Origin of the sequence: Xenorhabdus innexi (assembly GCF_002632485.1) — a bacterium.
GTDB classification, from domain to species: domain Bacteria; phylum Pseudomonadota; class Gammaproteobacteria; order Enterobacterales; family Enterobacteriaceae; genus Xenorhabdus; species Xenorhabdus innexi.
The window spans coordinates 1-24784 of record NZ_NIBU01000052.1; the positions used below are offsets into that span (position 1 = coordinate 1).

General features: G+C 43.3%; 23 protein-coding genes and 2 pseudogenes. 19 read left to right on the forward strand and 6 right to left on the reverse strand.

Features of this window, described 5'->3' with window-relative positions; all coding sequences use genetic code 11:
• Nucleotides 1–148: 148 nt before the first annotated feature.
• Nucleotides 149–313 carry a hypothetical protein gene (locus Xinn_RS22075; RefSeq protein ID WP_169923593.1) on the reverse strand — a complete coding sequence of 55 codons (165 nt, stop codon included), beginning with the start codon at nucleotides 311–313 and terminating at the stop codon, nucleotides 149–151.
• A 140-nt stretch (nucleotides 314–453) separates the two neighbouring features.
• On the opposite strand from Xinn_RS22075, the gene mdtD reads away from it, so the two are divergent.
• Nucleotides 454–1851 carry a multidrug transporter subunit MdtD gene (gene mdtD / locus Xinn_RS16020; RefSeq protein WP_086954815.1) on the forward strand — a complete coding sequence of 466 codons (1398 nt, stop codon included), beginning with the start codon at nucleotides 454–456 and terminating at the stop codon, nucleotides 1849–1851.
• A gap of 2 nt (nucleotides 1852–1853) precedes the next feature.
• Here mdtD and rbsR read toward each other — a convergent pair whose 3' ends face one another.
• From rbsR to rbsD, 3 genes and pseudogenes are all read right to left on the reverse strand, one after another.
• Nucleotides 1854–2867 carry a ribose operon transcriptional repressor RbsR gene (rbsR, locus tag Xinn_RS16025; protein ID WP_086954816.1) on the reverse strand — a complete coding sequence of 338 codons (1014 nt, stop codon included), beginning with the start codon at nucleotides 2865–2867 and terminating at the stop codon, nucleotides 1854–1856.
• Between the two features lie 3 nt (nucleotides 2868–2870).
• Nucleotides 2871–3800: a ribokinase gene (gene rbsK, locus Xinn_RS16030; protein WP_086954817.1), complete on the reverse strand. Its 930-nt coding sequence runs from the start codon at nucleotides 3798–3800 to the stop codon at nucleotides 2871–2873.
• Nucleotides 3801–3959: 159 nt separating this feature from the next.
• Nucleotides 3960–4169, reverse strand: a pseudogene (gene rbsD / locus Xinn_RS16035) (D-ribose pyranase); the annotation flags it as partial.
• A 290-nt stretch (nucleotides 4170–4459) separates the two neighbouring features.
• Here rbsD and ravA point away from each other — a divergent pair.
• Together ravA and viaA are read left to right on the forward strand one after the other, a co-directional pair.
• Nucleotides 4460–5980 carry an ATPase RavA gene (ravA, locus tag Xinn_RS16040; RefSeq protein WP_086954819.1) on the forward strand — a complete coding sequence of 507 codons (1521 nt, stop codon included), beginning with the start codon at nucleotides 4460–4462 and terminating at the stop codon, nucleotides 5978–5980.
• Nucleotides 5981–5984: 4 nt separating this feature from the next.
• Nucleotides 5985–7442, forward strand: a complete 1458-nt coding sequence (gene viaA / locus Xinn_RS16045) for an ATPase RavA stimulator ViaA (RefSeq protein ID WP_086954820.1) — start codon at nucleotides 5985–5987, stop codon at nucleotides 7440–7442.
• A 26-nt stretch (nucleotides 7443–7468) separates the two neighbouring features.
• On the opposite strand, the gene asnA is transcribed toward viaA, so the two are convergent.
• Nucleotides 7469–8461: an aspartate--ammonia ligase gene (gene asnA / locus Xinn_RS16050; protein ID WP_086954821.1), complete on the reverse strand. Its 993-nt coding sequence runs from the start codon at nucleotides 8459–8461 to the stop codon at nucleotides 7469–7471.
• A 166-nt stretch (nucleotides 8462–8627) separates the two neighbouring features.
• On the opposite strand from asnA, the gene asnC reads away from it, so the two are divergent.
• The 16 genes from asnC (at nucleotide 8628) to Xinn_RS16130 (ending at nucleotide 24450) form a co-directional block, all read left to right on the forward strand.
• The gene (gene asnC, locus Xinn_RS16055; RefSeq protein WP_086954822.1) at nucleotides 8628–9089 is read left to right on the forward strand and encodes a transcriptional regulator AsnC; all 462 of its coding nucleotides are present in this window, start codon (nucleotides 8628–8630) and stop codon (nucleotides 9087–9089) included.
• 92 nt (nucleotides 9090–9181) lie between these two features.
• Nucleotides 9182–9622, forward strand: a complete 441-nt coding sequence (gene mioC, locus Xinn_RS16060) for an FMN-binding protein MioC (protein ID WP_086954823.1) — start codon at nucleotides 9182–9184, stop codon at nucleotides 9620–9622.
• A gap of 374 nt (nucleotides 9623–9996) precedes the next feature.
• Complete coding sequence (mnmG, locus tag Xinn_RS16065) at nucleotides 9997–11886, forward strand: tRNA uridine-5-carboxymethylaminomethyl(34) synthesis enzyme MnmG (protein WP_086954824.1); 1890 nt, start codon at nucleotides 9997–9999, stop codon at nucleotides 11884–11886.
• A gap of 12 nt (nucleotides 11887–11898) precedes the next feature.
• Nucleotides 11899–12513, forward strand: a complete 615-nt coding sequence (gene rsmG / locus Xinn_RS16070; RefSeq protein ID WP_086954825.1) for a 16S rRNA (guanine(527)-N(7))-methyltransferase RsmG — start codon at nucleotides 11899–11901, stop codon at nucleotides 12511–12513.
• Nucleotides 12514–13128: 615 nt separating this feature from the next.
• Nucleotides 13129–13506: a F0F1 ATP synthase subunit I gene (gene atpI, locus Xinn_RS16075; RefSeq protein ID WP_086954826.1), complete on the forward strand. Its 378-nt coding sequence runs from the start codon at nucleotides 13129–13131 to the stop codon at nucleotides 13504–13506.
• Nucleotides 13507–13537: 31 nt separating this feature from the next.
• Nucleotides 13538–14362, forward strand: a complete 825-nt coding sequence (atpB, locus tag Xinn_RS16080) for a F0F1 ATP synthase subunit A (protein ID WP_086954827.1) — start codon at nucleotides 13538–13540, stop codon at nucleotides 14360–14362.
• A gap of 46 nt (nucleotides 14363–14408) precedes the next feature.
• Nucleotides 14409–14645: a F0F1 ATP synthase subunit C gene (atpE, locus tag Xinn_RS16085; protein ID WP_086954828.1), complete on the forward strand. Its 237-nt coding sequence runs from the start codon at nucleotides 14409–14411 to the stop codon at nucleotides 14643–14645.
• Between the two features lie 54 nt (nucleotides 14646–14699).
• Nucleotides 14700–15170 (forward strand): F0F1 ATP synthase subunit B, encoded by a 471-nt coding sequence (gene atpF, locus Xinn_RS16090; protein ID WP_086954829.1) that lies wholly within the window; start codon nucleotides 14700–14702, stop codon nucleotides 15168–15170.
• 12 nt (nucleotides 15171–15182) lie between these two features.
• Nucleotides 15183–15716 (forward strand): F0F1 ATP synthase subunit delta, encoded by a 534-nt coding sequence (atpH, locus tag Xinn_RS16095; protein WP_086954830.1) that lies wholly within the window; start codon nucleotides 15183–15185, stop codon nucleotides 15714–15716.
• Between the two features lie 14 nt (nucleotides 15717–15730).
• Nucleotides 15731–17272, forward strand: coding sequence for a F0F1 ATP synthase subunit alpha (atpA, locus tag Xinn_RS16100; protein ID WP_086954831.1), 1542 nt, complete (start codon nucleotides 15731–15733; stop codon nucleotides 17270–17272).
• Between the two features lie 71 nt (nucleotides 17273–17343).
• Nucleotides 17344–18207 carry a F0F1 ATP synthase subunit gamma gene (atpG, locus tag Xinn_RS16105; RefSeq protein WP_086956542.1) on the forward strand — a complete coding sequence of 288 codons (864 nt, stop codon included), beginning with the start codon at nucleotides 17344–17346 and terminating at the stop codon, nucleotides 18205–18207.
• A 34-nt stretch (nucleotides 18208–18241) separates the two neighbouring features.
• Nucleotides 18242–19624: a F0F1 ATP synthase subunit beta gene (gene atpD / locus Xinn_RS16110; protein ID WP_086954832.1), complete on the forward strand. Its 1383-nt coding sequence runs from the start codon at nucleotides 18242–18244 to the stop codon at nucleotides 19622–19624.
• 21 nt (nucleotides 19625–19645) lie between these two features.
• Nucleotides 19646–20068: a F0F1 ATP synthase subunit epsilon gene (locus tag Xinn_RS16115; protein WP_086954833.1), complete on the forward strand. Its 423-nt coding sequence runs from the start codon at nucleotides 19646–19648 to the stop codon at nucleotides 20066–20068.
• A gap of 184 nt (nucleotides 20069–20252) precedes the next feature.
• A complete protein-coding gene (gene glmU / locus Xinn_RS16120; protein WP_169923594.1) occupies nucleotides 20253–21683 on the forward strand; it encodes a bifunctional UDP-N-acetylglucosamine diphosphorylase/glucosamine-1-phosphate N-acetyltransferase GlmU in 1431 nt (476 codons plus the stop codon).
• 118 nt (nucleotides 21684–21801) lie between these two features.
• The gene (glmS, locus tag Xinn_RS16125) at nucleotides 21802–23631 is read left to right on the forward strand and encodes a glutamine--fructose-6-phosphate transaminase (isomerizing) (RefSeq protein ID WP_086954834.1); all 1830 of its coding nucleotides are present in this window, start codon (nucleotides 21802–21804) and stop codon (nucleotides 23629–23631) included.
• A 276-nt stretch (nucleotides 23632–23907) separates the two neighbouring features.
• The gene (locus Xinn_RS16130; protein WP_186435652.1) at nucleotides 23908–24450 is read left to right on the forward strand and encodes a hypothetical protein; all 543 of its coding nucleotides are present in this window, start codon (nucleotides 23908–23910) and stop codon (nucleotides 24448–24450) included.
• 147 nt (nucleotides 24451–24597) lie between these two features.
• Here the strand turns inward: Xinn_RS16130 and Xinn_RS16135 are convergent.
• Nucleotides 24598–24784, reverse strand: a pseudogene (locus Xinn_RS16135) (IS630 family transposase); the annotation flags it as partial.

Here is a 24784-nt window from a genome sequence, read left to right on the forward strand (position 1 = left end):
AGACTTTAATCTTTTTTGCCTTTCGGCATGTCGATAGGGTCTTGCGAGTGCCCACACAGATTGTCTGATAAATTGTTAAAGAGCGGTGGCAACCGGAAGTCTCTTCCGTGTTGCGAGGCTGCGTATCTTACGCTTTTCGCCTCGGGAGTCAAGCGTTTATTTTCGCTTTTTTCCCGCTGTCCTCGGCGGCGTGTCTCAGCTCAGCGTCGGTCAGTGGTGGCGCATTATAGGGAGTTTTCCGGCGCTGACAATAGTTTTTTTGCATTTTTTTCCGTTCGTGCTTTTTTTCAACAAAATTAACAAAAAAGTTCATTTTCCATCCAATAATTGATGATATCTACAGCAACTTTAAAATTCATGCGGTAAAACTAGAAATCTGCTGGGTGTATTTTTATGCATTAAAATGATACTTAGTTACTAAATAATCATCATTACAACCTTACGGGACATCTAATGGTTAAATCTGCGCGCAGCATGTCCGGATTGCCTTGGATTGCAGCAATGGCTTTTTTTATGCAATCTCTGGATGCAACAATCCTGAATACTGCACTTCCGGCAATTGCAAAAAGTCTAAACCACTCTCCATTAGCCATGCAGCCAGCGATTGTCAGTTACACCTTAACTGTCGCGATGTTGATTCCAGTCAGTGGTTGGTTAGCAGATAGGTTTGGTACCCGGCGGGTTTTCATTTATGCCGTGTCTTTATTTTCTTTAGGGTCTCTTGCCTGCGCATTATCCAGTTCACTTTCTTTTTTGGTAATGTCACGCGTTATACAGGGGATCGGTGGCGCGATGATGATGCCCGTTGCTCGCTTGGCTTTATTACGGGCTTATCCACGCAGCGAATTACTCTCTGTTCTGAACTTTGTCACTATGCCCGGATTGCTTGGCCCTATTTTAGGGCCGCTGCTTGGTGGAGTATTAGTAACTTATGCAACATGGCACTGGATATTCATTATCAATATTCCTATCGGTTTACTGGGAATTATTTACGCCAGTAAACATATGCCCAATTTTACCATGCCAAAAAACCCTTTTGACTTTGCGGGCTTCGTGATGTTCAGTTCAGGCTTAGTGATGATTTCAGTCAGTCTGGATTTATTCGGTAACGGTTCGTTATCAAATTACGTTCCAGCAGCCGTACTTGCTTCCGGTATCATTATGTTATCTGGATATTGTTTTTATGCTACAAAACATCCCAATCCACTTATCAGTCTTAATTTATTTAAAACCCGGACATTCTCGGTTGGTATCGGCAGTAATATTGTGACGCGTTTAAGCACAGGATCACTTTCTTTTCTTATTCCGCTGATGCTACAGGTAGGTTTTGGTTACTCAGCTATTATTGCGGGCATTATGATGGCTCCTAACGCCATTGGTGCTATTCTAGCCAAATCTTTTGTCACGCGGATACTGTCCCTATTTGGATACAAAAATACCCTATTCTGGGTCACCATCATTATTAGTCTCATGATTGCTCAGTTTTCACTGCAATCACCTGAACGATCACTCGCGTTTTTGGTTATTCCTCTATTTATATTGGGGATGGTTATGTCTACCCAATTTACAGCGATAAACACAATAACTCTTGGTGATCTGAACGATAATAATGCAAGTGCCGGGAATAGCCTGCTGGCTGTGGCTCAGCAATTATCCATCAGTTTAGGTGTCACAGTCAGTGCAGCAATCCTACGGTTTTATGAAGCAACAAGTTATGGTTCTACGATAGATCACTTTCACTATACCTTTCTTACTATGGGTATCCTTACCCTGGTTTCTGCTTTTATCTTTCTACTATTAAAGAAAAAAGATGGAATAAACTTGGTCAAGAAAAAGCGAGAGAAGAAATGATGTCATCTATGCTTGCGCACCGATCCTCTTTCAATAAGCTCTGGTGTTAGTACTAATTGTTTTGGCTTACTATCTGGGTTATCCATTCGGTAAAGCAACATATCGATGGCTAATTTACCTAATTCATCTTTTGGCTGATGGATGGTCGTTAGTGGAGGCGTCAAATAGGAAGCTATAGCAATATCATCATAACCAATAACAGATATATCTTCAGGAATAGAAACTCCGGCTTGATATAAAGCCTGATAAACACCGATTGCCATAGCATCATTGCTAACAAATACTGCTTCCGGTGGCTCCGGCAATTGCAGTAATTGTTTCATCGATGAAAAACCACCAGAAAATTCAAAATTGCTATAAATTTCGTAACCATCAGGAATTTCAAGCCGAGCATTTTTCATTGCTTTTCGATATCCATATAAACGCTGCTTAGCCGGTGTTTTATCCTGCGGACCAGCAATACAGGCTATTTTACGAAATCCCTTATTGATTAGATAATTTGTTGCCAGCTCTCCTCCTATCAGTGAGTTATCTTTAATAACATCACTGGAGGCATCAAAGGGAGACCAGTCCATTGTAACAATAGGTACGAGTGGATATCGCAGTAAAAAATCCTTAGATATAGATTGATGTTCAGAACACATGATCAATAAACCATCAACCCGCTTTTGCAGCAATGTTTCCATATTTCGGGTTAACCGTACTGAGTCACCCTCAGTGTTACATAGGATTAAGCTATAACCTCGCTCGTAACAACTCCTTTCAACTCCTCTGACAACCTCAAAATAAAATGAGTTATCACTGGTTGTCACCAACATACCAATGGTTTTGGTTTGTTTAGTTTTCAAATCTCTTGCTAATGACGAAAGTACAGAAGGGGTATAATTTAACTCCTGAATGGCAGCATTAACTCTCTTTTTCACACCCTCACTGACATAACGGTTATTGTTAACTACATGAGAAACTGTCGATGTCGACACACCCGCAAGGCGAGCTACATCCTTCATGGTCGCCACAGTTTAATCCTGTTCAACCAAAAATGTATCAATTTCACTTCTCCACGGGATAGAAGGCTGTGCACCACGACGAGTCACAGCTATTGCTGCCGCTGCATGAGCAAAACGAATCGCCGATAAAATTTCTTTGCCTTCTAATAACCCTGTTACCAAAGCACCATTAAATGTATCACCTGCCGCAATAGTATCGATGGCTTTGACCTGAAAACCGGGTACAACTTTTCCTTGTTTACCTTTTTCACTATGCCATACCCCACGACTTCCCAGCGTTATAATTACCGTTTCGATACCTTTATTATGTAGTAATTGTGCAGCTTTTTCTGCTCCGGCATCATTTATTACTGAAACTCCTGTCAGATACTCTGCTTCTGTCTCATTTGGAGTGATGATATCCACCAGAGAAAGTAGCTGATCTGAAATATATTGAGCTGGTGCAGGATTCAGGATCACTTTGGTATCGTATTTTTTTGCAACTTCAGCAGCAAATTGCACTGTATCTAATGGAATTTCAAGCTGTAGTAATAATGCATCTGCATCTTTAATCACTTGCTCATGACGATGAAGATATGTTGGTGTAAGCGCACCATTTGCTCCGGCACTAATACCAATAACATTTTCTCCCAGCTGATTGACAAAGATCAGTGCTACGCCAGTTGTTTCCCCTGTGATAGCGTCAATGGCGGAGATGTTGATATTATCTTTCACCAATTGTTGACGAACACTTTCCCCAACCTCATCCTGACCAACACAAGCAATAAATGTAATGTCAGCACCGCAACGACCAGCAGCAACCGCCTGATTTGCCCCTTTTCCTCCAAATGCCACCTGATACTCTGTTCCCTGCACGGTTTCTCCCGGCTGCGGAAATGATTTTAGGTTCAAGATATGATCAACATTGATACTTCCCATCACTGTCAGTTTTCCCATTCTCATCACATTTATTCCCATTCAATAATTTCTATTTAATAAAAATGTCGCAACCAGAGCAGATAACCGCATCATAGCAATGATTATTCTTTGATAACTAATTCCAATTCAGCTGAAATAGTAGCATTCATTTTTTCTTCTTTTAGTTATCTCTCCTACAAGAATCGCCAAAATGGCGGCTTCGACTTGTAACTCCTGAACAACCACTTCTAATACAGATAATAAATCAGGTATTCCCTGGGTTAACGCTAAATCTATTCTCTGAGTAGAGCTGGGTATTGGCAAGCCTGCATCACTAATCACAATCTGATCTGTATGCCCTAAACGAGAAATGACCGCAGAAATATCAGAACTTAATAAAGCACCTTTTTTCATTTATTATATAGATCCCATCAGCGAAACGTTTCGCTAACAACCAATCATATTAAGAGCCATATCAAAAACAACATGATTAAGATGAAAATGTGATCAACATTAAAACGTTTACTTGGTGTGTATATCCAACAAAAAACTAAAATTATTTAATAAGTTAAGCTGAATCGATTTTTTAGGTGTATTTTTCACACACAACAAAATTTCAACAAATACTCATCAAAACCTTTGCATAGAACGCATTTTACCTATAAATAAATGAAGGTGATTATTCAAACTGTGGTGTTCACGATATGCAATTGGTTGAGAAGATATCCCGGCTAAGTCAGTATCTGGAAAATGGGCTGTATGAAAGACGTCAGGCTATTAGGCTTTGTCTGCTGGCTGCTTTATGTGGAGAAAGTGTTTTTCTTCTCGGGCCTCCGGGCATTGCCAAGAGCCTTATCGCACGTCGGATAAAATTTGCTTTTCAGAATGCCAGTAACTTTGAATATCTGATGACTCGCTTTTCCACTCCCGAAGAAATTTTCGGCCCCCTTTCTATTCAGGCACTAAAGGATGAAGGGCGTTACCAGCGCCTTACGGAAGGGTATTTACCAGAAGCAGAAATTGTTTTTTTAGATGAAATCTGGAAAGCAGGGCCTGCTATTTTAAATACGCTGCTTACAGCAATAAATGAAAAAAAATTCAGAAATGGTAATCAGGAAGAACAATTACCAATGAAGTTGTTAATTACTGCTTCTAATGAACTGCCTGATACCAATGATGGTCTGGAAGCTCTTTATGACCGCATCCTGATCCGCCTCTGGCTGGATAATATTCAGGAAAAGAAAAGTTTTCATGCGTTACTCATAGATCACAGCAATGAAAATACCAACCCCATCCCCGATCATTTTCAAATTACTAATGAAGAGTTTGAAAAATGGCAGGATAAAATTAGTCATATTCCTCTCCCGATCCCTATTTTCGAGTGGATCTATCAGCTGCGTCAACAAATTAATGCTACGGAAAACACTTCCCACATATCGGATCGCCGGTGGAAAAAGTCTATCCGTTTGCTACAGGCCAGTGCTTTTTTCAGTGGAAGGGATTCTATATCTCCGTTAGATCTCGTGTTATTAAAAGACTGTCTGTGGCACGATCTGAATACGTTAAAACTTATCCCTCAACTCCTGCATAATTTATTAACAGAACAAACTTATCAACAGTGCTCTTTAATGCACAAAATAGAAGAGTTATACCAACAGTGGATGAAAGCCAAACAGGATGAAAATCACCATTCCCCCTTACAGCTAACCACGAAAGCATCATTTTTTAGTCGCCACACTCACTATTTGCTTCCTGAAAACATACCTGACGAAAAGCTGACGTTATTTCTGTCATCTTCATTAATCTTGCATGATTTTACCGTTAATTTTATCGAAATAGATAAATGCAATCTGGAAAAGTCACTTAAAAAATGCAGTAACACCTTATCTGTCCGGTTAAATGGAATTGGTTTTCCACAAAAAATTTCTTTCGAAATCAACGAAAAAAATCAAATTGAAGTTCTTGATATCAGCCGAAATAGTGCTGTGTTGTGTCTATTTGAACAAAAATGCTTATCTGAACAAAACCAGATAATTTCAGAAAAAGAGCAAACACAGTGGAATGAAAAACTACTGTGCATTGGTGATAAAATTCAACACCAGCACCAGTTATTCAGCCAGCACCAGCCTTGTTTATTTATCGGGACACATTGGCTGGCTAATATTGAACAAAGTTTTTCCCTATTAAGCGAAAAATTGCAGGAGTTGAGGGAAAAAATGAGGTGATGACATGCTTACGCTACCGACACTCGATCTTTTACTCGCCATAAGTGAAAGTGAGCTGATCGAGGAAGTTATCTTAACACTATTAAACACTCCGCAACTGATCGCTCTCTTTAAAACATTTCCCAAGATAAAACAATCTGTAATGAAAGAGATCCCCGGTTGGAGACAAACATTGCAGCAACAGATCAAAGAAGCCGTTATTTCTACACCTCTGGCCGAAGAATTTAAATTATACCAACAAACATCAACATTGAAGTCTACTGATTTTTATCAGAAATTCCCTCAACTCATTGAAGAAATAAAACAAATTCAATCACCTTTCTCTGATGATGCTGACAGATTATATAAACACTTATCTTGGGGCAGCCAAGCTGGACACTCGTTATTTATTCAACGCTGGCGCGCATGTTTGATCCTACAAACAACAGCAATTCACAACATATTATTGGAACAAGAAAAGCAACTGTTGCTGGCAAAGATCCAGAAACAATTAGTGATAACGAGTCATCTTGTTCCTATATTCAGTGAAAATGATCAAGCTGCTGGATGCTTATGGGATATGAGCAAAGGGCAGCTTCATCTGACAGAACATAAAATATCGCTACTGACTCAATGTTCTGAGTTTCTCAGACAACAACCCGAGCTGGAACAACTGGCTCAATTACTGGGCCGCAGCCAAACCGCTAAGTCATTACCTAAAGACAGTACTATTCTGGAGCCATTCACACAGATTGAATACATTCCCGATACAGTGCCGGAGCAGGTCAGCGGGCTTCGACAAAGTGATGACATTCTGAGAATTCTGCCTACAGAACTCGCTATTCTGGGTATTGAAGAGCTGGAATACGAATTTTATCGTCGATTAGCAGAAAAAAAACTACTGACTTATAGCTTACAGGGAAATAACCAACAGGCAAAAACTACTTTAAAACCGGCTGTTCATCATAACAGTGAAAAGCAACCCAGAGGGCCATTTATTGTCTGCGTGGATACTTCCGGTTCTATGGGAGGATTCAACGAACGTTGTGCCAAAGCATTTTGCCTGGCCTTAATGCGTATCGCTCTGGCTGATAACCGACAGTGCCATATTATGCTGTTTTCCAAAGATATTATTCATTATGACTTAACATCGCAGAATGGACTGACTCAAGCAGTGAATTTTCTGGGACAAACATTCAGAGGAGGAACTGATCTGGCTTTCTGTCTGAAAACAGTAATAAGAAAAATGGAAGAATGTATCTGGAAAGATGCTGATGCTGTTGTCATTTCAGATTTCATTGCCCAGCGTTTACCGGACGATCTAATCCATCAGATACAAAACCTGCAACAGCACCAACAACACCGCTTCCATGCGGTCTCTCTGTCCAACTACGGAAAACCCGGTATCATGCGAATATTCGATTATATCTGGCGCTTTGATACCGGAATTACAAGCCGTTTACTGCGAAAATGGCAACACTGAAAACTTAATCCTTTCAAAAAACAGAATTACAGGACACCTTCAACAGACTCAATCACTTCTGGTGACCAAACACCACACTGAACCTGACCAATGTGTGGCATTTGCAGCAATAGCATGACTAAACGAGACTGACCGATACCACCACCAATAGACTGTGGCATCTCACCTTTAAGAAGAGACTGGTGCCAGTCATACTGCAAACGCTCTTCATCACCGGACAGCGCAAGCTGGCGCTCCAGAGCTTCCGCATCAACACGGATGCCCATTGAGGAAATTTCAAAAGCATCCTGCAAAACAGGGTTCCAGACGATAATGTCGCCGTTCAGACCAAGGAAACCATCACTGTTTGGTGTCGTCCAGTCGTCATAGTCCGGTGCACGAACATCATGTGCCTGACCATCAGACAGCTTACCGCCGATTCCCATCAGGAAAATAGCACCAAACTCTTTTGCAGCCTCACGCTCACGACCTTTGGCATCCAGATCCGGGTAACGTTTAAGAAGCTCTTCACTGTGAATGAAGTGAATTTGATCTGGCAGGAACGGTGCCAGACCAAACTCCTTCGTCACTGCTTGTTGTGTTTCTTTTATCGCTTCGTAGATTTTACCTACTGTCTGTTTTAAATAGTCGAGTGAACGGCAACCTTCGCCTACTACTTTTTCCCAATCCCACTGATCAACAAAAACTGAATGGATAGGAGTCAGGCGATCCTCATCAGGACGCAGGGCTTTCATATGAGTATACAGTCCTTGTTCTGCCTGAAAACCAAAGCGACCTAGTGTCTTACGCTTCCATTTAGCCAGAGAATGCACCACTTCAAACGTTGCATCAGGCAATGTCTTAACCTTCACCTGTACCGCTTTTTCGTGACCTGACAGGTTATCCTGCGTGCCATCACCCAGACGGCTCAGAATAGGTCCCTGTACTTCGATTAAACCAAGTTGTTTCTCTAGCAAGCGTGAAAAGTAAGATTTTACAAAACTAATCTGCTGCTGTTTTTCAATAAAGGATGTTTTCATGATGCTGCTCTCTAAATTTTTTAGTGACCCTGTGTCCTGTTGATATATATTAAGCAACAAAATGGAGTACAAATTCAATATCTGATAATAAAAATATACACTAATACAGATAAACAATAATTTTTATACTATAAAAATGAATATCATTCAAAAATAGGGATTGAAAATGGCAGAAATTTATCAGATCGATAATTTAGACCGTGACATACTGCATGCTTTAATGGATAACGCACGTACACCTTATGCTGAACTAGCCAAAAAATTCGCAGTCAGCCCGGGCACGATCCATGTCCGTGTAGAAAAAATGAAGCAAGCGGGAATTATTTCCGGCACTCGGGTTGATATTAGTGCCAAACAACTCGGGTTTGACGTGTGCTGCTTTATTGGCATCATCCTGAAAAGTGCGAAGGACTATCCAGCAGCATTACAAAAGCTGGATATGCTGAATGAAGTTGTTGAAGTTTATTACACCACGGGGCATTACAGTATTTTTATCAAAGTAATGTGCCGTTCTATCGAATCTCTTCAGGATGTACTTATCAACAAGATCCAGACTATTGACGAAATTCAGTCAACGGAAACATTGATCTCCCTGCAAAACCCGATCATGAGGACCATAAAACCCTAACCCTGAAAAGACCATAACCATATTATCCACAGGTAGATCCCGACAGACTCACAACGTACAATAGTTGCTCTTTAAATTTAGCAAGGATCATGATGAGCACGATAACTTTAATCAGCGGTAGCACAATGGGCAGCGCTGAGTACGTTGCTGAGCATATGGCAGAGATCTTAGATAATCTGGGGTTTTCAACAGAAATACTGCATGGCCCTTCATTGGATGATTTACCTCTGAACGGGCTATGGCTTGTAGTCACATCAACACATGGGGCAGGTGATTTACCTGAAAACCTCCAGCCTCTCGCTGATGAGATCGCACAACAGAAACCAGATCTCAATCTTGTTACATTTGGTGCAGTCGGGATTGGCAGTTCTGAATACGATACGTTTTGTGGAGCGATAAGATCATTGGAACAATTATTAGAAGATCACCAGGCAAAAAGGATCGGCGATCGACTGGAGATAGACATCCTGCAACACGAAATTCCGGAAGATCCAGCAGAAAAATGGGTCAAAGAGTGGGCAAAGTTACTCTGATCAGATTAAAAAAATAGCGATCAACTGTGGATAACTTTGCTAAAAAGCAGGGGTTAACCCGTAGTTATCCATTTAACAACCGAGCTAAAATCTGATGGCTGTGTATAAGTTGCCATTTAGATCCCAGCTTATACTGAGTTGGATCACGGATCATTCACAGCAAATGATCCTTTTCAGTATCATGATCTTTCTATGGAAAATCCACTTATCCACAGATGATCGCGATCCTAATAAAAGATCTAATAAAGAGATCTTTAAATAAAAAGATCTTATTTTAAATAATGACGATCACTCCTACTTGGTCTAACGACCAAACTTGAGTAGAATTCTCTCCCCAATGCAAACTAAGCATTCTTACAATTGAAGGTTCGCACATGTTTTATCCAGAGCATTTTGACGTCATCATTATCGGCGGTGGTCACGCTGGTACTGAAGCAGCAATGGCAGCCGCACGTATGGGGCGTCAAACCTTATTACTGACTCACAATATTGATACTTTGGGCCAGATGTCATGTAATCCAGCCATTGGTGGGATCGGTAAAGGGCATCTGGTAAAAGAGATCGATGCACTTGGCGGTCTGATGGCAAAAGCAACTGATCTGGCAGGTATTCAGTTCAGAACACTTAATGCCAGTAAAGGCCCTGCTGTTCGTGCAACACGTGCACAAGCTGATCGTGTACTGTATCGACAAGCTGTAAGAACAGCACTGGAAAACCAACCTAACTTAATGATCTTCCAACAATCAGTTGAAGATCTCATTGTTGAAAATGGCTCTGTTGCCGGTGTTATTACACGTATGGGACTGAAATTCAGAGCAAAATCTGTAGTCCTGACAGTAGGCACTTTCCTGGATGGAAAAATTCATATCGGCTTGGAAAATTACAGTGGCGGACGTGCTGGTGATCCTCCGGCGATCGCTTTATCGCATCGTTTACGCGAGCTGCCTTTACGTGTTTCTCGCCTGAAAACAGGTACACCTCCTCGTATTGACGCCAGAACCATTGATTTCAGCCAACTTGAACAGCAGTTTGGTGATAACCCGACACCAGTATTTTCTTTCATGGGAAACAGGACTCAACATCCACAACAGATCCCGTGTTATATCACTCATACCAACGAAAAAACCCATGAAGTGATCCGCAATAATCTAGATCGCAGCCCTATGTATGCGGGGATCATCGAAGGGATCGGTCCACGCTACTGCCCTTCTATCGAAGATAAAGTGATGCGTTTTGCCGATCGTAATGCGCATCAGATCTTCCTTGAGCCAGAAGGGCTTACCAGTAACGAAATTTATCCCAATGGAATTTCAACTAGTCTGCCGTTTGACGTACAAATGCAGATAGTTCACTCCATGAAAGGGATGGAAAATGCACGTATTATCCGTCCGGGTTACGCGATCGAATATGACTTCTTCGATCCACGTGATTTAAAACAGACACTGGAAAGCAAATTTATCAACGGCCTGTTCTTTGCTGGTCAGATCAATGGCACAACCGGTTACGAAGAAGCAGCAGCTCAAGGGTTACTGGCAGGTTTAAATGCTGCTCGTTATGCTACCGATGAAGAAGGTTGGTTCCCTCGTCGTGATCAGGCCTATATCGGCGTGTTGGTTGATGACCTATGCACTCTGGGAACAAAAGAACCTTACCGGATGTTCACATCACGTGCAGAATATCGTTTGATGTTACGTGAAGACAATGCAGATCTACGTTTGACAGAACAAGGTCGTGAACTAGGATTAGTTGATGATCTGCGTTGGGAACATTACTCCCGCAAAGTTGAAATGATCGAGCAGGAACGTCAGCGTCTGAGTAATATCTGGGTTCATCCCCACTCCGATAGTCTGGATGAGATTAACAACGTACTGAAAACACCATTATCGAAAGAAGCTAATGGTGAAGATTTGCTCCGTCGTCCGGAAATGAACTATGAATTACTGACATCAATGCCACGTTTTTCTCCGGGGCTGACAGAGCCTCAGGCAGCAGATCAAGTTGAGATCCAGGTTAAATACGAAGGTTATATTGCCCGTCAGCTGGAAGAAATCGAAAAACAGCTACGTAACGAAAACACAGCATTACCTGTTGACCTTGATTACAAACAAGTCAGCGGGCTTTCCAATGAAGTTGTTGCAAAACTGAATGACCATAAACCAAGTACCATTGGTCAGGCTTCACGTATTTCTGGCATTACACCAGCAGCGATTTCCATCTTGCTGGTATGGCTGAAAAAACAGGGTTTATTGCGTCGTAGTGCCTAAGAGGACAAAGTTTTGTTTAACAAATTGGAATCTCTGTTAGCGAAGACAGACATTATTTTATCACCTGAGCAAAAACAGCAGCTTGTTGCCTACGTTGATATGCTCAACAAATGGAACAAGGCTTACAACCTGACATCTGTTCGTGATCCGGAACAAATGCTGATTCGTCATGTTATGGATAGCATCGTTGTTAACCCATTCCTTCAGGGAACGCGTTTTATTGACGTTGGAACTGGGCCTGGCTTACCGGGCATTCCATTGGCGATTGTACGACCTGACTCGCATTTCACCCTACTGGATAGTTTGGGAAAACGGGTTCGTTTTCTACGCCAAGTTCAACATGAGTTAGGGCTTACTAACATTGAGCCAGTTCAGAGCAGGGTTGAAGAGTTCACTCCCGAAGTGCTTTTTGACGGAGTGATCAGCAGAGCTTTTGCATCTTTGCAGGATATGTTGTCATGGTGCCACCATCTCCCTAACGCCACTAATGGACGCTTTTATGCGCTGAAAGGCCTACTACCGGAAGAGGAACTGACTCAGTTACCCTCGGGGGTTAGCCTTGATGCAGTGATCCCGCTTCAGGTACCCGAACAAGAAGGGCAGCGTCATTTGGTCATACTTAAGTAAAACAGATTTTGTTGTTTATCAATAAAAGCTTAAATAATTAGTGACGTCAGCCACAGTTATATTGTTACTGACGTTACTAATTATCTTTCCCCATCTTTTCATATTTATTTACCAATAGATCACAGAAAGATAACCTTCATTTTATATTGATTAAATTGTTCTTTCTAAGAAGAGACACCCATTTTCTTTATAAATACATTTTAGAGAAAGTGTTTAAAATAAACCTTTAAGATTTTTTGGCGATATATCGAATAAAACCTAATAGCTATAATATTAATTAGTTGATTTTATATAGAAAAGATAAAAGGCTACCATCATAAATTTAATGATAAATGCTATTAATGTTTTTATTGAGTGTGATATGTATCACGTTTGTTTTTTAAGTCGATAGATTAAACGTTACAAAATACTAAATGGTATTTGTGAGCAATCTGGCATCAAAGTTAGAAATTTAAATTATTATTCACTTTTTCGCTACTTATGGATTGAATTCATTTCGTCTGCCCGTATAATTTGCACGTTTTTGTCACTTGACACTTTTAAGCAAAGACAGTTTTATACAGCATTCGGCAAAGCCTATATGTAATGGTGTACTTCAGGGAGAAAACAAAAGTCATGTCTGTATCCCTTTATAGAGGTAAAATTGCACTGAAACTGTTACTTTTGCAGTTAATGACTTTTGTTATTCTCAGTGCGGCTTTTTGTACCAGAAGTATTGAATGGGGCGTTTCTGCTTTTGCCGGTGGGTTGGCATTTTGGCTGCCAAATGTCATTTTTATGCTGCTCACCCATTTTCAAAAGGCAAAAGAAGAGGGAGCTCCTGTACGCATTGCATGGTTCTTCGCTATTGGTGAAGGGGTGAAAGTTATCATTTCGATAGCTGTGCTGATAGTTGCCTTAGGGGTGTTCAAGGCGGCATTTGCACCACTTGGTGTGGCCTATTTAGCGGTGCTGATTGTGCAGATCATCGCACCTGCCGTAATGAACGGTTAGTGTTTTTAACAACAAAAGGGTAAAAAGCATCATGTCTGCATCAGGAGAAGTTTCAACTTCAGAGTACATAAGTCATCACCTGAGACACCTTCAGTTAGACTTGCGTACCTTTGAGTTGGTCAATCCCAGCGCTAGTGGCTATGAAGCGACGTTCTGGACGTTGAACATTGACTCGCTTTTTTTCTCCGTCGTATTAGGGATGTTGTTTCTGTTTGTATTCAGGAAGGTTGCGGTTAATGCCACTTCTGGCGTACCGGGGAAATTCCAGACTGCAATAGAAATGATTATCGGTTTCGTTGATAACACCGTACGTGATATGTATCACGGAAAGAGCAAAGTGATTGCCCCTCTGGCTTTGACTGTGTTCGTCTGGGTGTTTTTAATGAACGCATTGGATTTGCTGCCAATCGATTTCATTCCTTGGATCGGTGAACATGTCTTCGGCCTGCCTGCTCTGCGTATTGTTCCAACAGCAGATGTCAGTGTCACTATGTCGATGGCGCTCGGCGTCTTTGTTCTTATCCTATTCTATAGCATTAAGATGAAAGGAATCGGGGGTTTTGCGAAGGAGCTGGGGTTACAGCCTTTCAATCATCCATTGTTTATTCCAATTAACTTAATTCTGGAAGGGGTTAGCTTGCTGTCTAAACCTATATCACTCGGTCTGCGACTGTTTGGTAATATGTATGCCGGCGAACTGATCTTTATTCTTATTGCGGCTCTCTTACCGGTATGGTCACAATGGATGCTCAGTTTACCATGGGCGATTTTCCACATACTGATCATTACGTTACAAGCCTTTATTTTCATGGTTCTGACGATTGTTTATCTGTCGATGGCATCTGAAGAACATTAATTTTTATCAATCATTGTGTTTTAACTGAAACAAACTGGAGATTGTCATGGAACAGGATCTATTGTATATCGCTGCTGCTATTCTGATGGGTTTGGCTGCTATTGGTGCTGCGATTGGTATCGGCATCCTCGGGGGCAAATTCTTGGAAGGTGCGGCTCGTCAGCCTGATCTGATCCCTCTGCTGCGTACTCAGTTCTTTATCGTTATGGGTCTGGTTGACGCCATCCCGATGATCGCTGTGGGTCTGGGCTTGTATATGATGTTCGCCGTTGGCACTAAGTAACGAACAGAACTGAAAATTACGCCAATTCATTAATTGAAATAGAGGTATTGTGCCGTGAATATTAACGCAACAATCCTCGGCCAGGCCGTCGCTTTTGTCCTGTTTGTTTTGTTCTGTATGAAGTATGTATGGCCACCCATCATGGCGGCCATTGAAAAACGTCAGAAAGAGATTGCTGACGGTTTGTCTTCTGCAGAGCGTGCTAAAAAGAACCTGGACTTAGCGCAAGCCAATGCGACCGACCAACTGAAAAAAGCGAAAGCAGATGCACACGCTATCATCGAACAGGCTAATAAACAAAAAGCCCAGATTATTGATGATGCAAGAGCGGAAGCTGAGCTCGAACGTAGCAAAATTGTAGCGCAGGCTCATGCTGAAGTTGAAGCTGAGAGTAAGCGTGTTCGTGAAGAGCTACGTAAACAGGTTGCGCTGTTGGCTATCGCAGGTGCCGAGAAGATCATCGAACGTTCCGTGGATGAAGCTGCTAACAGCGACATCGTTGATAAACTGGTCGCTGAACTGTAAGGAGGGAGGGGCATGTCTGAATTTGCTACGGTAGCTCGCCCCTACGCCAAAGCAGCTTTTGACTTTGCTGTGGAACACCAATCTCTCGAACACTGGCAGAATATGCTGGCGTTCGTTGCTGAGGTAACCCGCAATGAGCAGGTTGGTGAGCTGCTTTCCGGTTCATTAGCACCGGAAACGTTAGCCAATACCTTTATCACCCTCTGTGGTGAGCAGGTAGATGAGCATGCTCGTAACTTTATTCGTGTCATGGCAGAAAATGGTCGCTTGCTGGTATTGCCAGAAGTCTTCCTGCAATTTATCCAATTGCGTGCATCACTGGAATCAACAATTGATGTTGAAGTGATATCTGCGTCCGAACTGAATGAGCAGCAGCAGGCTAAAATTTCTGCGGCGATGGAAAAACGTCTGTCACGCAAAGTGAAGCTGAATTGCAAAATTGACAAGTCTGTTATTGCCGGCGTGGTTATCCGTGCGGGTGACATGGTGATCGATGGCAGTATTCGTGGTCGTCTGGATCGTTTAACAGACGTCTTGCAGTCTTAAGGGGACTGGAGCATATGCAACTGAATTCCACCGAAATCAGCGAACTGATCAAACAGCGTATTGCTCAGTTCAATGTGGTGAGCGAAGCTCACAATGAAGGTACGATTGTTTCCGTTAACGACGGTATCATTCGTGTCCACGGTTTAGCCGATGTCATGCAGGGTGAGATGATCGCACTGCCTGGCAATCGTTACGCGATTGCACTGAACCTGGAGCGAGACTCCGTTGGTGCAGTTGTTATGGGTCCGTATGCTGACTTAGCCGAAGGCATGAAAGTCAAATGTACTGGCCGTATTTTGGAAGTACCTGTTGGTCGTGGTTTGCTGGGTCGTGTTGTTAACACACTGGGTGAACCAATCGACGGTAAAGGCGCTGTTGAGCATGATGGTTTCTCACCAGTTGAAGTGATTGCTCCGGGCGTTATTGATCGTCAATCCGTTGACCAGCCTGTCCAGACAGGTTACAAATCTGTTGATGCCATGATCCCAATCGGCCGTGGTCAGCGTGAGCTGGTTATCGGTGACCGTCAGACAGGTAAAACTGCTCTGGCGATTGATGCGATCATCAACCAACGTGATTCCGGTATCAAATGTATTTACGTAGCGATTGGTCAGAAAGCCTCTACTATTGCTAACGTAGTTCGTAAACTGGAAGAGCATGACGCACTGAAAAACACCATCGTTGTTGTTGCATCTGCTTCTGAATCTGCTGCCCTGCAATATCTGGCACCATATTCTGGCTGTGCGATGGGTGAATATTTCCGTGATCGTGGTGAAGATGCCCTGATTGTTTATGATGACCTGTCTAAACAGGCTGTTGCTTACCGTCAGGTTTCTCTGTTGCTGCGTCGTCCGCCTGGACGTGAAGCATTCCCTGGTGACGTTTTCTATCTGCACTCCCGTCTGTTGGAGCGTGCAGCGCGTGTTAATGCTGAGTATGTTGAAAAGTTCACCAATGGCGAAGTGAAAGGCCAAACCGGTTCTTTGACCGCCCTGCCAATCATCGAAACTCAGGCTGGTGACGTTTCTGCATTCGTACCGACAAACGTTATCTCCATTACTGATGGTCAGATCTTCCTTGAATCTGCTCTGTTCAACGCAGGTATTCGTCCGGCGGTTAACCCGGGGATTTCCGTATCCCGTGTAGGTGGTGCTGCTCAGACTAAGATTATCAAGAAACTGTCTGGTGGTATCCGTACTGCTCTGGCTCAGTACCGCGAACTGGCGGCATTCTCCCAGTTTGCATCTGACTTGGATGACGCAACTCGTAAGCAGTTGGATCACGGCCAAAAAGTCACTGAGCTGCTGAAACAGAAACAGTATCAGCCAATGTCTATTGCACAACAGGCTCTGTCTCTGTTTGCTGCTGAGCGTGGTTATCTGGAAGATGTCGAAATTGCGAAAGTAGTCAGTTTCGAATCTGCGCTGTTGGCGTACGCCAGCCATGAACATGCTGATCTTCTGAAAGAGATTGACCAGTCTGGTGATTACAACAAAGAGATCGAAGCGAAGCTGAAAGCTCTGTTGGATTCCTTCAAGGCGACTCAGTCCTGGTAACACTATTCGGCCCTGTTTGATTCTGTTAAATGAAAAAAACGGGCCGTCTGGTTGAATTCGGAGAAGCAGAAATGGCCGGCGCAAAAGAGATACGTACCAAAATCGCCAGTGTGCAAAACACGCAGAAAATCACTAAAGCGATGGAAATGGTCGCCGCGTCCAAAATGCGTAAAACGCAGGATCGCATGGCGGCCAGCCGTCCTTATGCAGAGACCATTCGCAGCGTGATTGGACACCTTGCGTTAGGTAATCTGGAGTACAAACACCCATACCTTGAAGAGCGTGAAGTTAAACGCGTCGGGTACGTGGTAGTTTCGACTGACCGTGGTTTATGTGGCGGTTTGAACATTAACTTGTTCAAAAAATTGCTGATAGAAATGAAAGACTGGTCTGATAAAAAAGTCCAGGTTGATTTGGCTCTTATTGGGTCAAAAGCGGTTTCTTTCTTTACTTCTGTTGGTGGCAACATTGTTGCACAGGCAACAGGGATGGGAGATAACCCATCATTGTCCGAGTTGATCGGGCCAGTCAGCGTCATGATGCAAGCATATGACGAAGGGCGTCTGGATAAACTGTATATAGTGACAAACAAGTTCAACAATACAATGTCTCAGGTTCCGACTATCACTCAGTTATTGCCTCTGCCAGCCGGAGATGATGAAACACTGAAGAAGAAGTCCTGGGATTATCTGTATGAACCTGATCCTAGAGCGCTGCTGGATACATTGCTGCGCCGCTATATAGAATCACAAGTTTATCAGGGCGTCGTTGAAAACCTGGCTAGTGAGCAGGCCGCACGAATGGTAGCGATGAAAGCCGCGACTGATAACGGTGGCAACCTGATCAAAGAGTTGCAGTTGGTTTACAACAAAGCTCGTCAGGCCAGCATTACTCAGGAACTCACCGAAATCGTTTCGGGTGCGGCTGCGGTTTAACAGCTAGGTTTACGAATTACGTAGAGGATTCAAGATGGCTACTGGAAAGATTATCCAGGTAATCGGCGCCGTGGTGGACGTCGAATTCCCTCAGGACAGCGTACCAAAAGTATACGATGCCCTTGAGGTTAAAAACGGTGAAGAAAAACTGGTGCTGGAAGTTCAGCAACAGTTAGGCGGCGGTATCGTTCGCTGTATCGCAATGGGTACTTCTGATGGTCTGCGCCGTAATTTGGAAGTGACTGATTTAGGTCACCCGATTGAAGTGCCTGTTGGTGAAGCGACTCTGGGTCGTATCATGAACGTACTGGGTGAACCGATTGATATGAAAGGTGATATTGGTGAGCAAGATCGCTGGTCAATTCACCGTACTGCACCAAGCTACGAAGAGTTATCCAACTCTCAGGAACTGCTGGAAACCGGTATTAAAGTAATGGACCTGATTTGTCCATTCGCTAAAGGTGGTAAAGTCGGTCTGTTCGGTGGTGCGGGTGTAGGTAAAACCGTTAACATGATGGAGCTGATCCGTAACATCGCGATCGAGCACTCCGGTTACTCTGTATTTGCGGGTGTAGGTGAACGTACCCGTGAAGGTAACGACTTCTATCATGAAATGACAGACTCCAACGTACTGGACAAAGTATCTCTGGTATACGGTCAGATGAATGAGCCACCAGGAAACCGTCTGCGTGTTGCTCTGACCGGTCTGACTATGGCGGAAAAATTCCGTGATGAAGGCCGTGATGTTCTGTTGTTCGTCGATAACATTTACCGTTATACCCTGGCAGGTACCGAAGTATCGGCACTGTTGGGTCGTATGCCATCTGCGGTAGGTTATCAGCCAACACTGGCGGAAGAGATGGGTGTTCTGCAAGAACGTATCACTTCAACCAAAACGGGTTCAATCACCTCCGTACAGGCCGTTTACGTACCTGCGGATGACTTGACTGACCCATCACCAGCGACAACCTTTGCTCACTTGGATGCAACCGTTGTACTGAGCCGTCAGATCGCATCTCTGGGTATCTACCCAGCGGTTGACCCATTGGATTCAACCAGCCGTCAGCTTGATCCACTCGTTGTTGGTCAGGAGCACTATGATGTGGCTCGCGGTGTTCAGTCTATCCTGCAACGTTATCAGGAACTGAAAGACATCATCGCTATTCTGGGTATGGATGAACTGTCAGAAGATGACAAACTGGTTGTTGCTCGTGCTCGTAAGATCCAGCGCTTCCTGTCTCAGCCATTCTTCGTTGCAGAAGTATTTACCGGTTCACCAGGTAAGTTCGTTTCTCTGAAAGACACCATCCGTGGCTTCAAAGGCATCCTGAACGGTGATTATGACCACCTGCCAGAGCAGGCGTTCTACATGGTTGGTACCATCGAAGAAGCTGTAGAAAAAGCGAAAAATCTTTAATACGGCTGACGGGAGGTTGATATGGCTGCAATGACGTTCTCCCTGAATGTAGTCAGCGCTGAAAAACTGATGTTTGAAGGGCTGGTACAGAAAATTCAGGTGACTGGTAGTGAAGGTGAGTTGGGGATTTATCCTCAGCATACCCCACTGCTTACTGCCATAAAACCGGGCATGATACGTATTGTTAAGCAGTTTGGCGAAGAAGAGTTTATCTACCTGTCAGGTGGTATTCTGGAAGTTCAGCCAAACGGCGTGATCGTACTGGCCGATACAGCGATCCGTGGTAAGGATTTGGATGAAGCCAAAGTGCTTGAAGCCAAGCGCAAGGCGGAAGAACATGTCCGTAATTCCCACGGCGATGTTGATTATGCTCAGGCATCTGCTGAATTGTCGAAAGCGATTGCAAAACTTCGTGTAATCGAACTGACAAAACAGCTGATGTAAGATTATCCCGTTAAATTTCAGGTCAGAGCCTAAAAAGCGATATCCTGAAAAATAAAGGGAACAGGCAGTAAATAAAAAGCCAGTTAGTAAATCTAACTGGCTTTTTTGTATTACGAAATATGTAGCAATTTATTTCGTAAACAGGTTTACTTTCATACTTAAAATTGGAATTGTCAGGTTTATTATGTCTATTACACCCAACGCAGCTATCTCCAAGTCAAATATAGCCAAATCAACCCATGCGAAAAGTGTTGTTATACTGGCAGCGGGAAAAGGAACCCGCATGTATTCCGACCTTCCTAAAGTTCTGCACTCACTGGCAGGTAAGCCGATGGTTCAGCATGTCATTGATACAGCTATGGCATTGGGCACTCAAAATGTTCATCTGGTATACGGGCATGGCGGCGACCTGATGAAACAAACGCTTTCAGGTCAAAAGAACACTAACCAAAATCTGAACTGGGTATTGCAGGCAGAACAGTTAGGCACGGGTCATGCGATGCAGCAGGCTGCTCCGCACTTTGCCGATGATGAAGATATTCTGATCCTCTACGGTGATGTCCCTCTGATTGCTCAGGATACGTTAGAACGCTTGGTTGAAGCTAAACCGGAAGGTGGTATTGGTTTATTGACGGCTATTTTGGATAACCCGACCGGATATGGTCGTATTATTCGTGAAAATGGTGAAGTAACCGGGATCATCGAACAAAAAGATGCGACTGACGAACAGCTTAAAATCAACGAAATCAACACTGGTATTCTGGTAGCCAATGGTGGTGATTTGAAACACTGGTTATCCAAACTGGAAAACAATAATGCACAGGGTGAATATTACCTGACTGACGTTATTGCACTCGCGCATCAGGATGGACGCCAGATAAAAGCCGTTCATCCAAGCCGTCTAAGCGAAATGGAAGGGGTTAACAACCGTCTTCAGCTTTCTGCATTGGAACGCATTTACCAATCTGAGCAAGCAGATAAATTATTACTGGCGGGCGTAATGTTACTCGACCCTGCTCGTTTTGATCTGCGCGGTACATTAGAGCATGGCCGCGATATCATCATTGATACCAATGTGATCATTGAAGGTCATGTTGTATTGGGTAGCAACGTTCAGATCGGCTCTGGCTGTATTCTGAAAAATTGCGTTATCGGCGATGACGTAGTCATCAGCCCTTATACTGTAATAGAAGATTCTGAACTTGCCGCTGAATGTACTGTAGGGCCTTTTGCCCGTTTGCGTCCGGGGTCTAAACTGGCGGAAAAAGCGCATGTTGGCAATTTCGTTGAAATGAAAAAAACCTCCCTTGGCAAAGGTTCTAAGGCGGGGCATCTGACCTATCTTGGTGACTCTGAAATTGGTGATAATGTAAATATCGGTGCAGGAACCATTACCTGTAACTATGATGGCGCCAATAAATTTAAGACCATCATTGGTGATGACGTATTTGTGGGTTCTGACAGCCAGCTTGTAGCCCCTGTAAGCGTAGCTAAAGGTGCAACTATCGGCGCAGGAACCACGGTAACAAAAAATGTTGCTGAAAATGAGCTGGTTATCAGTCGTGTTAAGCAGACTCACATTAAAAACTGGCAACGACCAGTTAAGAAAAAATAAGATATACCCATAATAAAATCCCCATTTCTACAAAGCTCGGGGAACCGGCAAAGCCGGGAAACAATCAGGTTGTGCGACATAAAAAGGGCATTTACTGCCTAGCTTAGGAATAAAATACATGTGTGGAATCGTTGGTGCAGTAGCACAGCGTGATATAGCAGAAATATTGATCGAAGGTCTTCGCCGTCTGGAATACCGTGGTTACGACTCTGCGGGAATAGCTGTCGTTGACAGCGAAAATCAGATGACTCGCCTACGTGAATTGGGCAAAGTACAGATGTTGGCTGATGAAGCTGATAAACAGCCTGTGATTGGTGGTACAGGTATTGCTCATACCCGTTGGGCGACGCACGGAGAACCAAGCGAACGTAACGCTCACCCCCATGTTTCTGAACATATTGCGGTTGTGCATAACGGCATTATTGAAAACCATGAAGAACTGCGTGAAGAGTTAAAAGCGCGTGGTTATGGCTTCTCTTCAGATACTGATACTGAAACCATTGCTCACCTTGTTCACTGGGAACAGCAACAGGGTGGTTCATTGCTGGATGTGGTACAGCGTGTTATCCCACAATTGCGTGGTGCTTATGGCACCGTAATTATGGACAGCCGCCAGCCAGAAGTACTGGTTGCTGCCCGTTCCGGCAGCCCATTAGTGATTGGTCTGGGTGTTGGTGAAAACTTCCTGGCATCTGACCAGTTGGCATTACTGCCTGTAACCCGCCGCTTTATCTATCTGGAAGAAGGCGACATCGCAGAAATCACCCGCCGCACCATTCGCATTTTTGATGTGCAGGGTGAAGCGGTTGAGCGCGAACAAATTGAATCTAACGTTCAGTATGATGCTGGTGACAAAGGTGTTTACCGTCACTACATGCAGAAAGAGATTTACGAACAGCCACTGGCAATTAAAAACACGCTGGAAGGCCGCTTGAGCCAAGGCGAAGTTAATCTGTCAGAGCTGGGTGCTAATGCAGAAGAACTACTGTCTCAGGTTGAACATATCCAGATAGTTGCCTGTGGAACTTCATTCAATGCCGGTATGGTTTCACGCTACTGGTTTGAATCGCTGGCAGGGATTCCGTGTGATGTCGAAATAGCTTCTGAATTCCGTTACCGCAAACCAGCCCGCCGTAAAAACAGCCTGTTGATCACCCTGTCCCAATCCGGTGAAACAGCGGATACTCTGGCGGCACTGCGTTTATCCAAAGAGCTGGGCTACCTGACTTCCCTGACTATCTGTAACGTAGCTGGTTCATCACTGGTACGTGAATCTGATTTTGCTCTGATGACCAAAGCGGGAGCAGAAATCGGTGTAGCATCTACCAAAGCCTTTACTACTCAGTTGACTGTACTGCTGATGCTGGTGGGTTACATGGGGCGCCTGAAAGGTGCTGATGCTAAACTGGAGCAGGATATCGTTCATGCCCTGCATGCCCTGCCAAGCCGCATTGAAAGCATGTTATCGAAAGATAAAGTTATCGAAGCACTGGCGGAAGATTTCTCAGAAAAACATCACGCACTGTTCCTTGGTCGTGGCGATCAATACCCGATTGCGGTTGAAGGCGCACTGAAACTGAAAGAGATCTCTTATATCCATGCAGAAGCCTACGCAGCCGGTGAACTGAAACACGGCCCACTGGCACTGATTGATGCGGATATGCCGGTTATCATCGTTGCACCAAACAACGAACTGCTGGAAAAACTGAAATCTAATATCGAAGAAGTCCGCGCCCGTGGCGGTTTGCTGTACGTCTTCGCCGATCAGGATGCCGGTTTCAGCGACAGCGAAAACATGAAGATCATCTCCCTACCCCACGTAGAAGAACTGATCGCCCCGATCTTCTATACCGTGCCACTGCAATTACTGTCTTACCACGTTGCCTTGATCAAAGGTACAGATGTGGATCAGCCACGTAACTTGGCGAAGTCGGTGACGGTGGAGTGATCGGCTGATACCCGTGTAAATCAAAACTAAACACTTTATTAATCCGGTTATGCGTAAGCAGGCCGGATTTTTTCATTCAGTTAATAATAAGAAAATTTAGCTTATGAGTATCACTATTCTGAGCGGTAATGGCTAAGCTCTTAGTAATGTCAGTTACTGTTTTGTTTTGAGCCTTGGAACCTTTAGTCACAATAGGTAATTTCCATCTTTTCAAGATGAAAAATCAGAATAAGTGGCGACTAATAAGCTATTGAACAGTCAGATAACGGTGAAATAATGAACTTAGTGTTTCGGTTGCTATTAACGCTTAATGCTACATCATTACTGGTTATTATTTTTCTGGTTCAGAAAGGCTATACCTTGGGAACTTTTTTAGCTAAATGTTCCTATTTGGTCGGGCTGCCGAACGCTGTCTCTTATATTGCTTATTTACTGGTGCCAATAATCCTTACTTGGCTGAGCATCCGGCTCAGCCGTTGGCTTGGTAAAGATAACTTTGAATCTGGCCAGATTATCAGTATTGAATATGCAAATAACAGCTTCTTACCCAGCTATCTGGGTTACTTTTTTGTAGCGCTAAGTGTCGGAAATTGGGAAACATTACTGTTTATTTACAGTATTTTGTTTGTTTTTACTTTCTTATCGCAAGCACTCTATTTTAATCCGCTATTCTTATTATTCGGCTTTAATTTTTACAATATCACTACTAAGCATGGCGCTGTGATATTTTTAATTAGCCGGAACAGCTATAAAACGCCTGATAGTATCAGCATCAATGAGGTTCTTCGTATTAATAACTATACTTTTATTGAGTGGTGATTAATGAATTATTTAATTGCACAAATAAAAACGAGGAAAAAGGAAAAGCTGTTTAAGCTTTTCTCTGAACAAAGCAGGATATTTGAAATTGATACTGATAATCTTGCTTTAGTCGATTACGATGTTGACCATAACCTAAATAGTTTGTCATAATGGTGAGACTCTTATATTTCTCATTTCTTCCCAAGCCGTTAACGAAGCTCTTCCCAAAAAAATTTTCACATTACGAATAAGCTGCCACATAAATTGGCAACAATGATTGCGTGTCACCGTTTCATGAAGTGATTGCCATAGCCGTTCTATTTTATTTAACCAAGGCGAGTAGACCGGAAGA

Excerpts from the sequence above, each read along its gene's own strand:
- glmU (WP_169923594.1), top strand. The coding sequence starts at position 20,253 with ATGTCTATTACACCCAACGCAGCTATCTCCAAGTCAAATATAGCCAAA.
- atpE (WP_086954828.1), top strand. The coding sequence starts at position 14,409 with ATGGAACAGGATCTATTGTATATCGCTGCTGCTATTCTGATGGGTTTG.
- Xinn_RS16115 (WP_086954833.1), top strand. The coding sequence starts at position 19,646 with ATGGCTGCAATGACGTTCTCCCTGAATGTAGTCAGCGCTGAAAAACTG.
- ravA (WP_086954819.1), top strand. The coding sequence starts at position 4,460 with ATGCAATTGGTTGAGAAGATATCCCGGCTAAGTCAGTATCTGGAAAAT.
- viaA (WP_086954820.1), top strand. The coding sequence starts at position 5,985 with ATGCTTACGCTACCGACACTCGATCTTTTACTCGCCATAAGTGAAAGT.
- atpH (WP_086954830.1), top strand. The coding sequence starts at position 15,183 with ATGTCTGAATTTGCTACGGTAGCTCGCCCCTACGCCAAAGCAGCTTTT.
- rbsK (WP_086954817.1), bottom strand. The coding sequence starts at position 3,800 with ATGAGAATGGGAAAACTGACAGTGATGGGAAGTATCAATGTTGATCAT.
- mdtD (WP_086954815.1), top strand. The coding sequence starts at position 454 with ATGGTTAAATCTGCGCGCAGCATGTCCGGATTGCCTTGGATTGCAGCA.
- mioC (WP_086954823.1), top strand. The coding sequence starts at position 9,182 with ATGAGCACGATAACTTTAATCAGCGGTAGCACAATGGGCAGCGCTGAG.
- Xinn_RS16130 (WP_186435652.1), top strand. The coding sequence starts at position 23,908 with ATGAACTTAGTGTTTCGGTTGCTATTAACGCTTAATGCTACATCATTA.
- atpA (WP_086954831.1), top strand. The coding sequence starts at position 15,731 with ATGCAACTGAATTCCACCGAAATCAGCGAACTGATCAAACAGCGTATT.
- atpB (WP_086954827.1), top strand. The coding sequence starts at position 13,538 with ATGTCTGCATCAGGAGAAGTTTCAACTTCAGAGTACATAAGTCATCAC.
- atpI (WP_086954826.1), top strand. The coding sequence starts at position 13,129 with ATGTCTGTATCCCTTTATAGAGGTAAAATTGCACTGAAACTGTTACTT.
- Xinn_RS22075 (WP_169923593.1), bottom strand. The coding sequence starts at position 313 with ATGAACTTTTTTGTTAATTTTGTTGAAAAAAAGCACGAACGGAAAAAA.
- asnC (WP_086954822.1), top strand. The coding sequence starts at position 8,628 with ATGGCAGAAATTTATCAGATCGATAATTTAGACCGTGACATACTGCAT.
- atpG (WP_086956542.1), top strand. The coding sequence starts at position 17,344 with ATGGCCGGCGCAAAAGAGATACGTACCAAAATCGCCAGTGTGCAAAAC.
- mnmG (WP_086954824.1), top strand. The coding sequence starts at position 9,997 with ATGTTTTATCCAGAGCATTTTGACGTCATCATTATCGGCGGTGGTCAC.
- asnA (WP_086954821.1), bottom strand. The coding sequence starts at position 8,461 with ATGAAAACATCCTTTATTGAAAAACAGCAGCAGATTAGTTTTGTAAAA.
- glmS (WP_086954834.1), top strand. The coding sequence starts at position 21,802 with ATGTGTGGAATCGTTGGTGCAGTAGCACAGCGTGATATAGCAGAAATA.
- atpD (WP_086954832.1), top strand. The coding sequence starts at position 18,242 with ATGGCTACTGGAAAGATTATCCAGGTAATCGGCGCCGTGGTGGACGTC.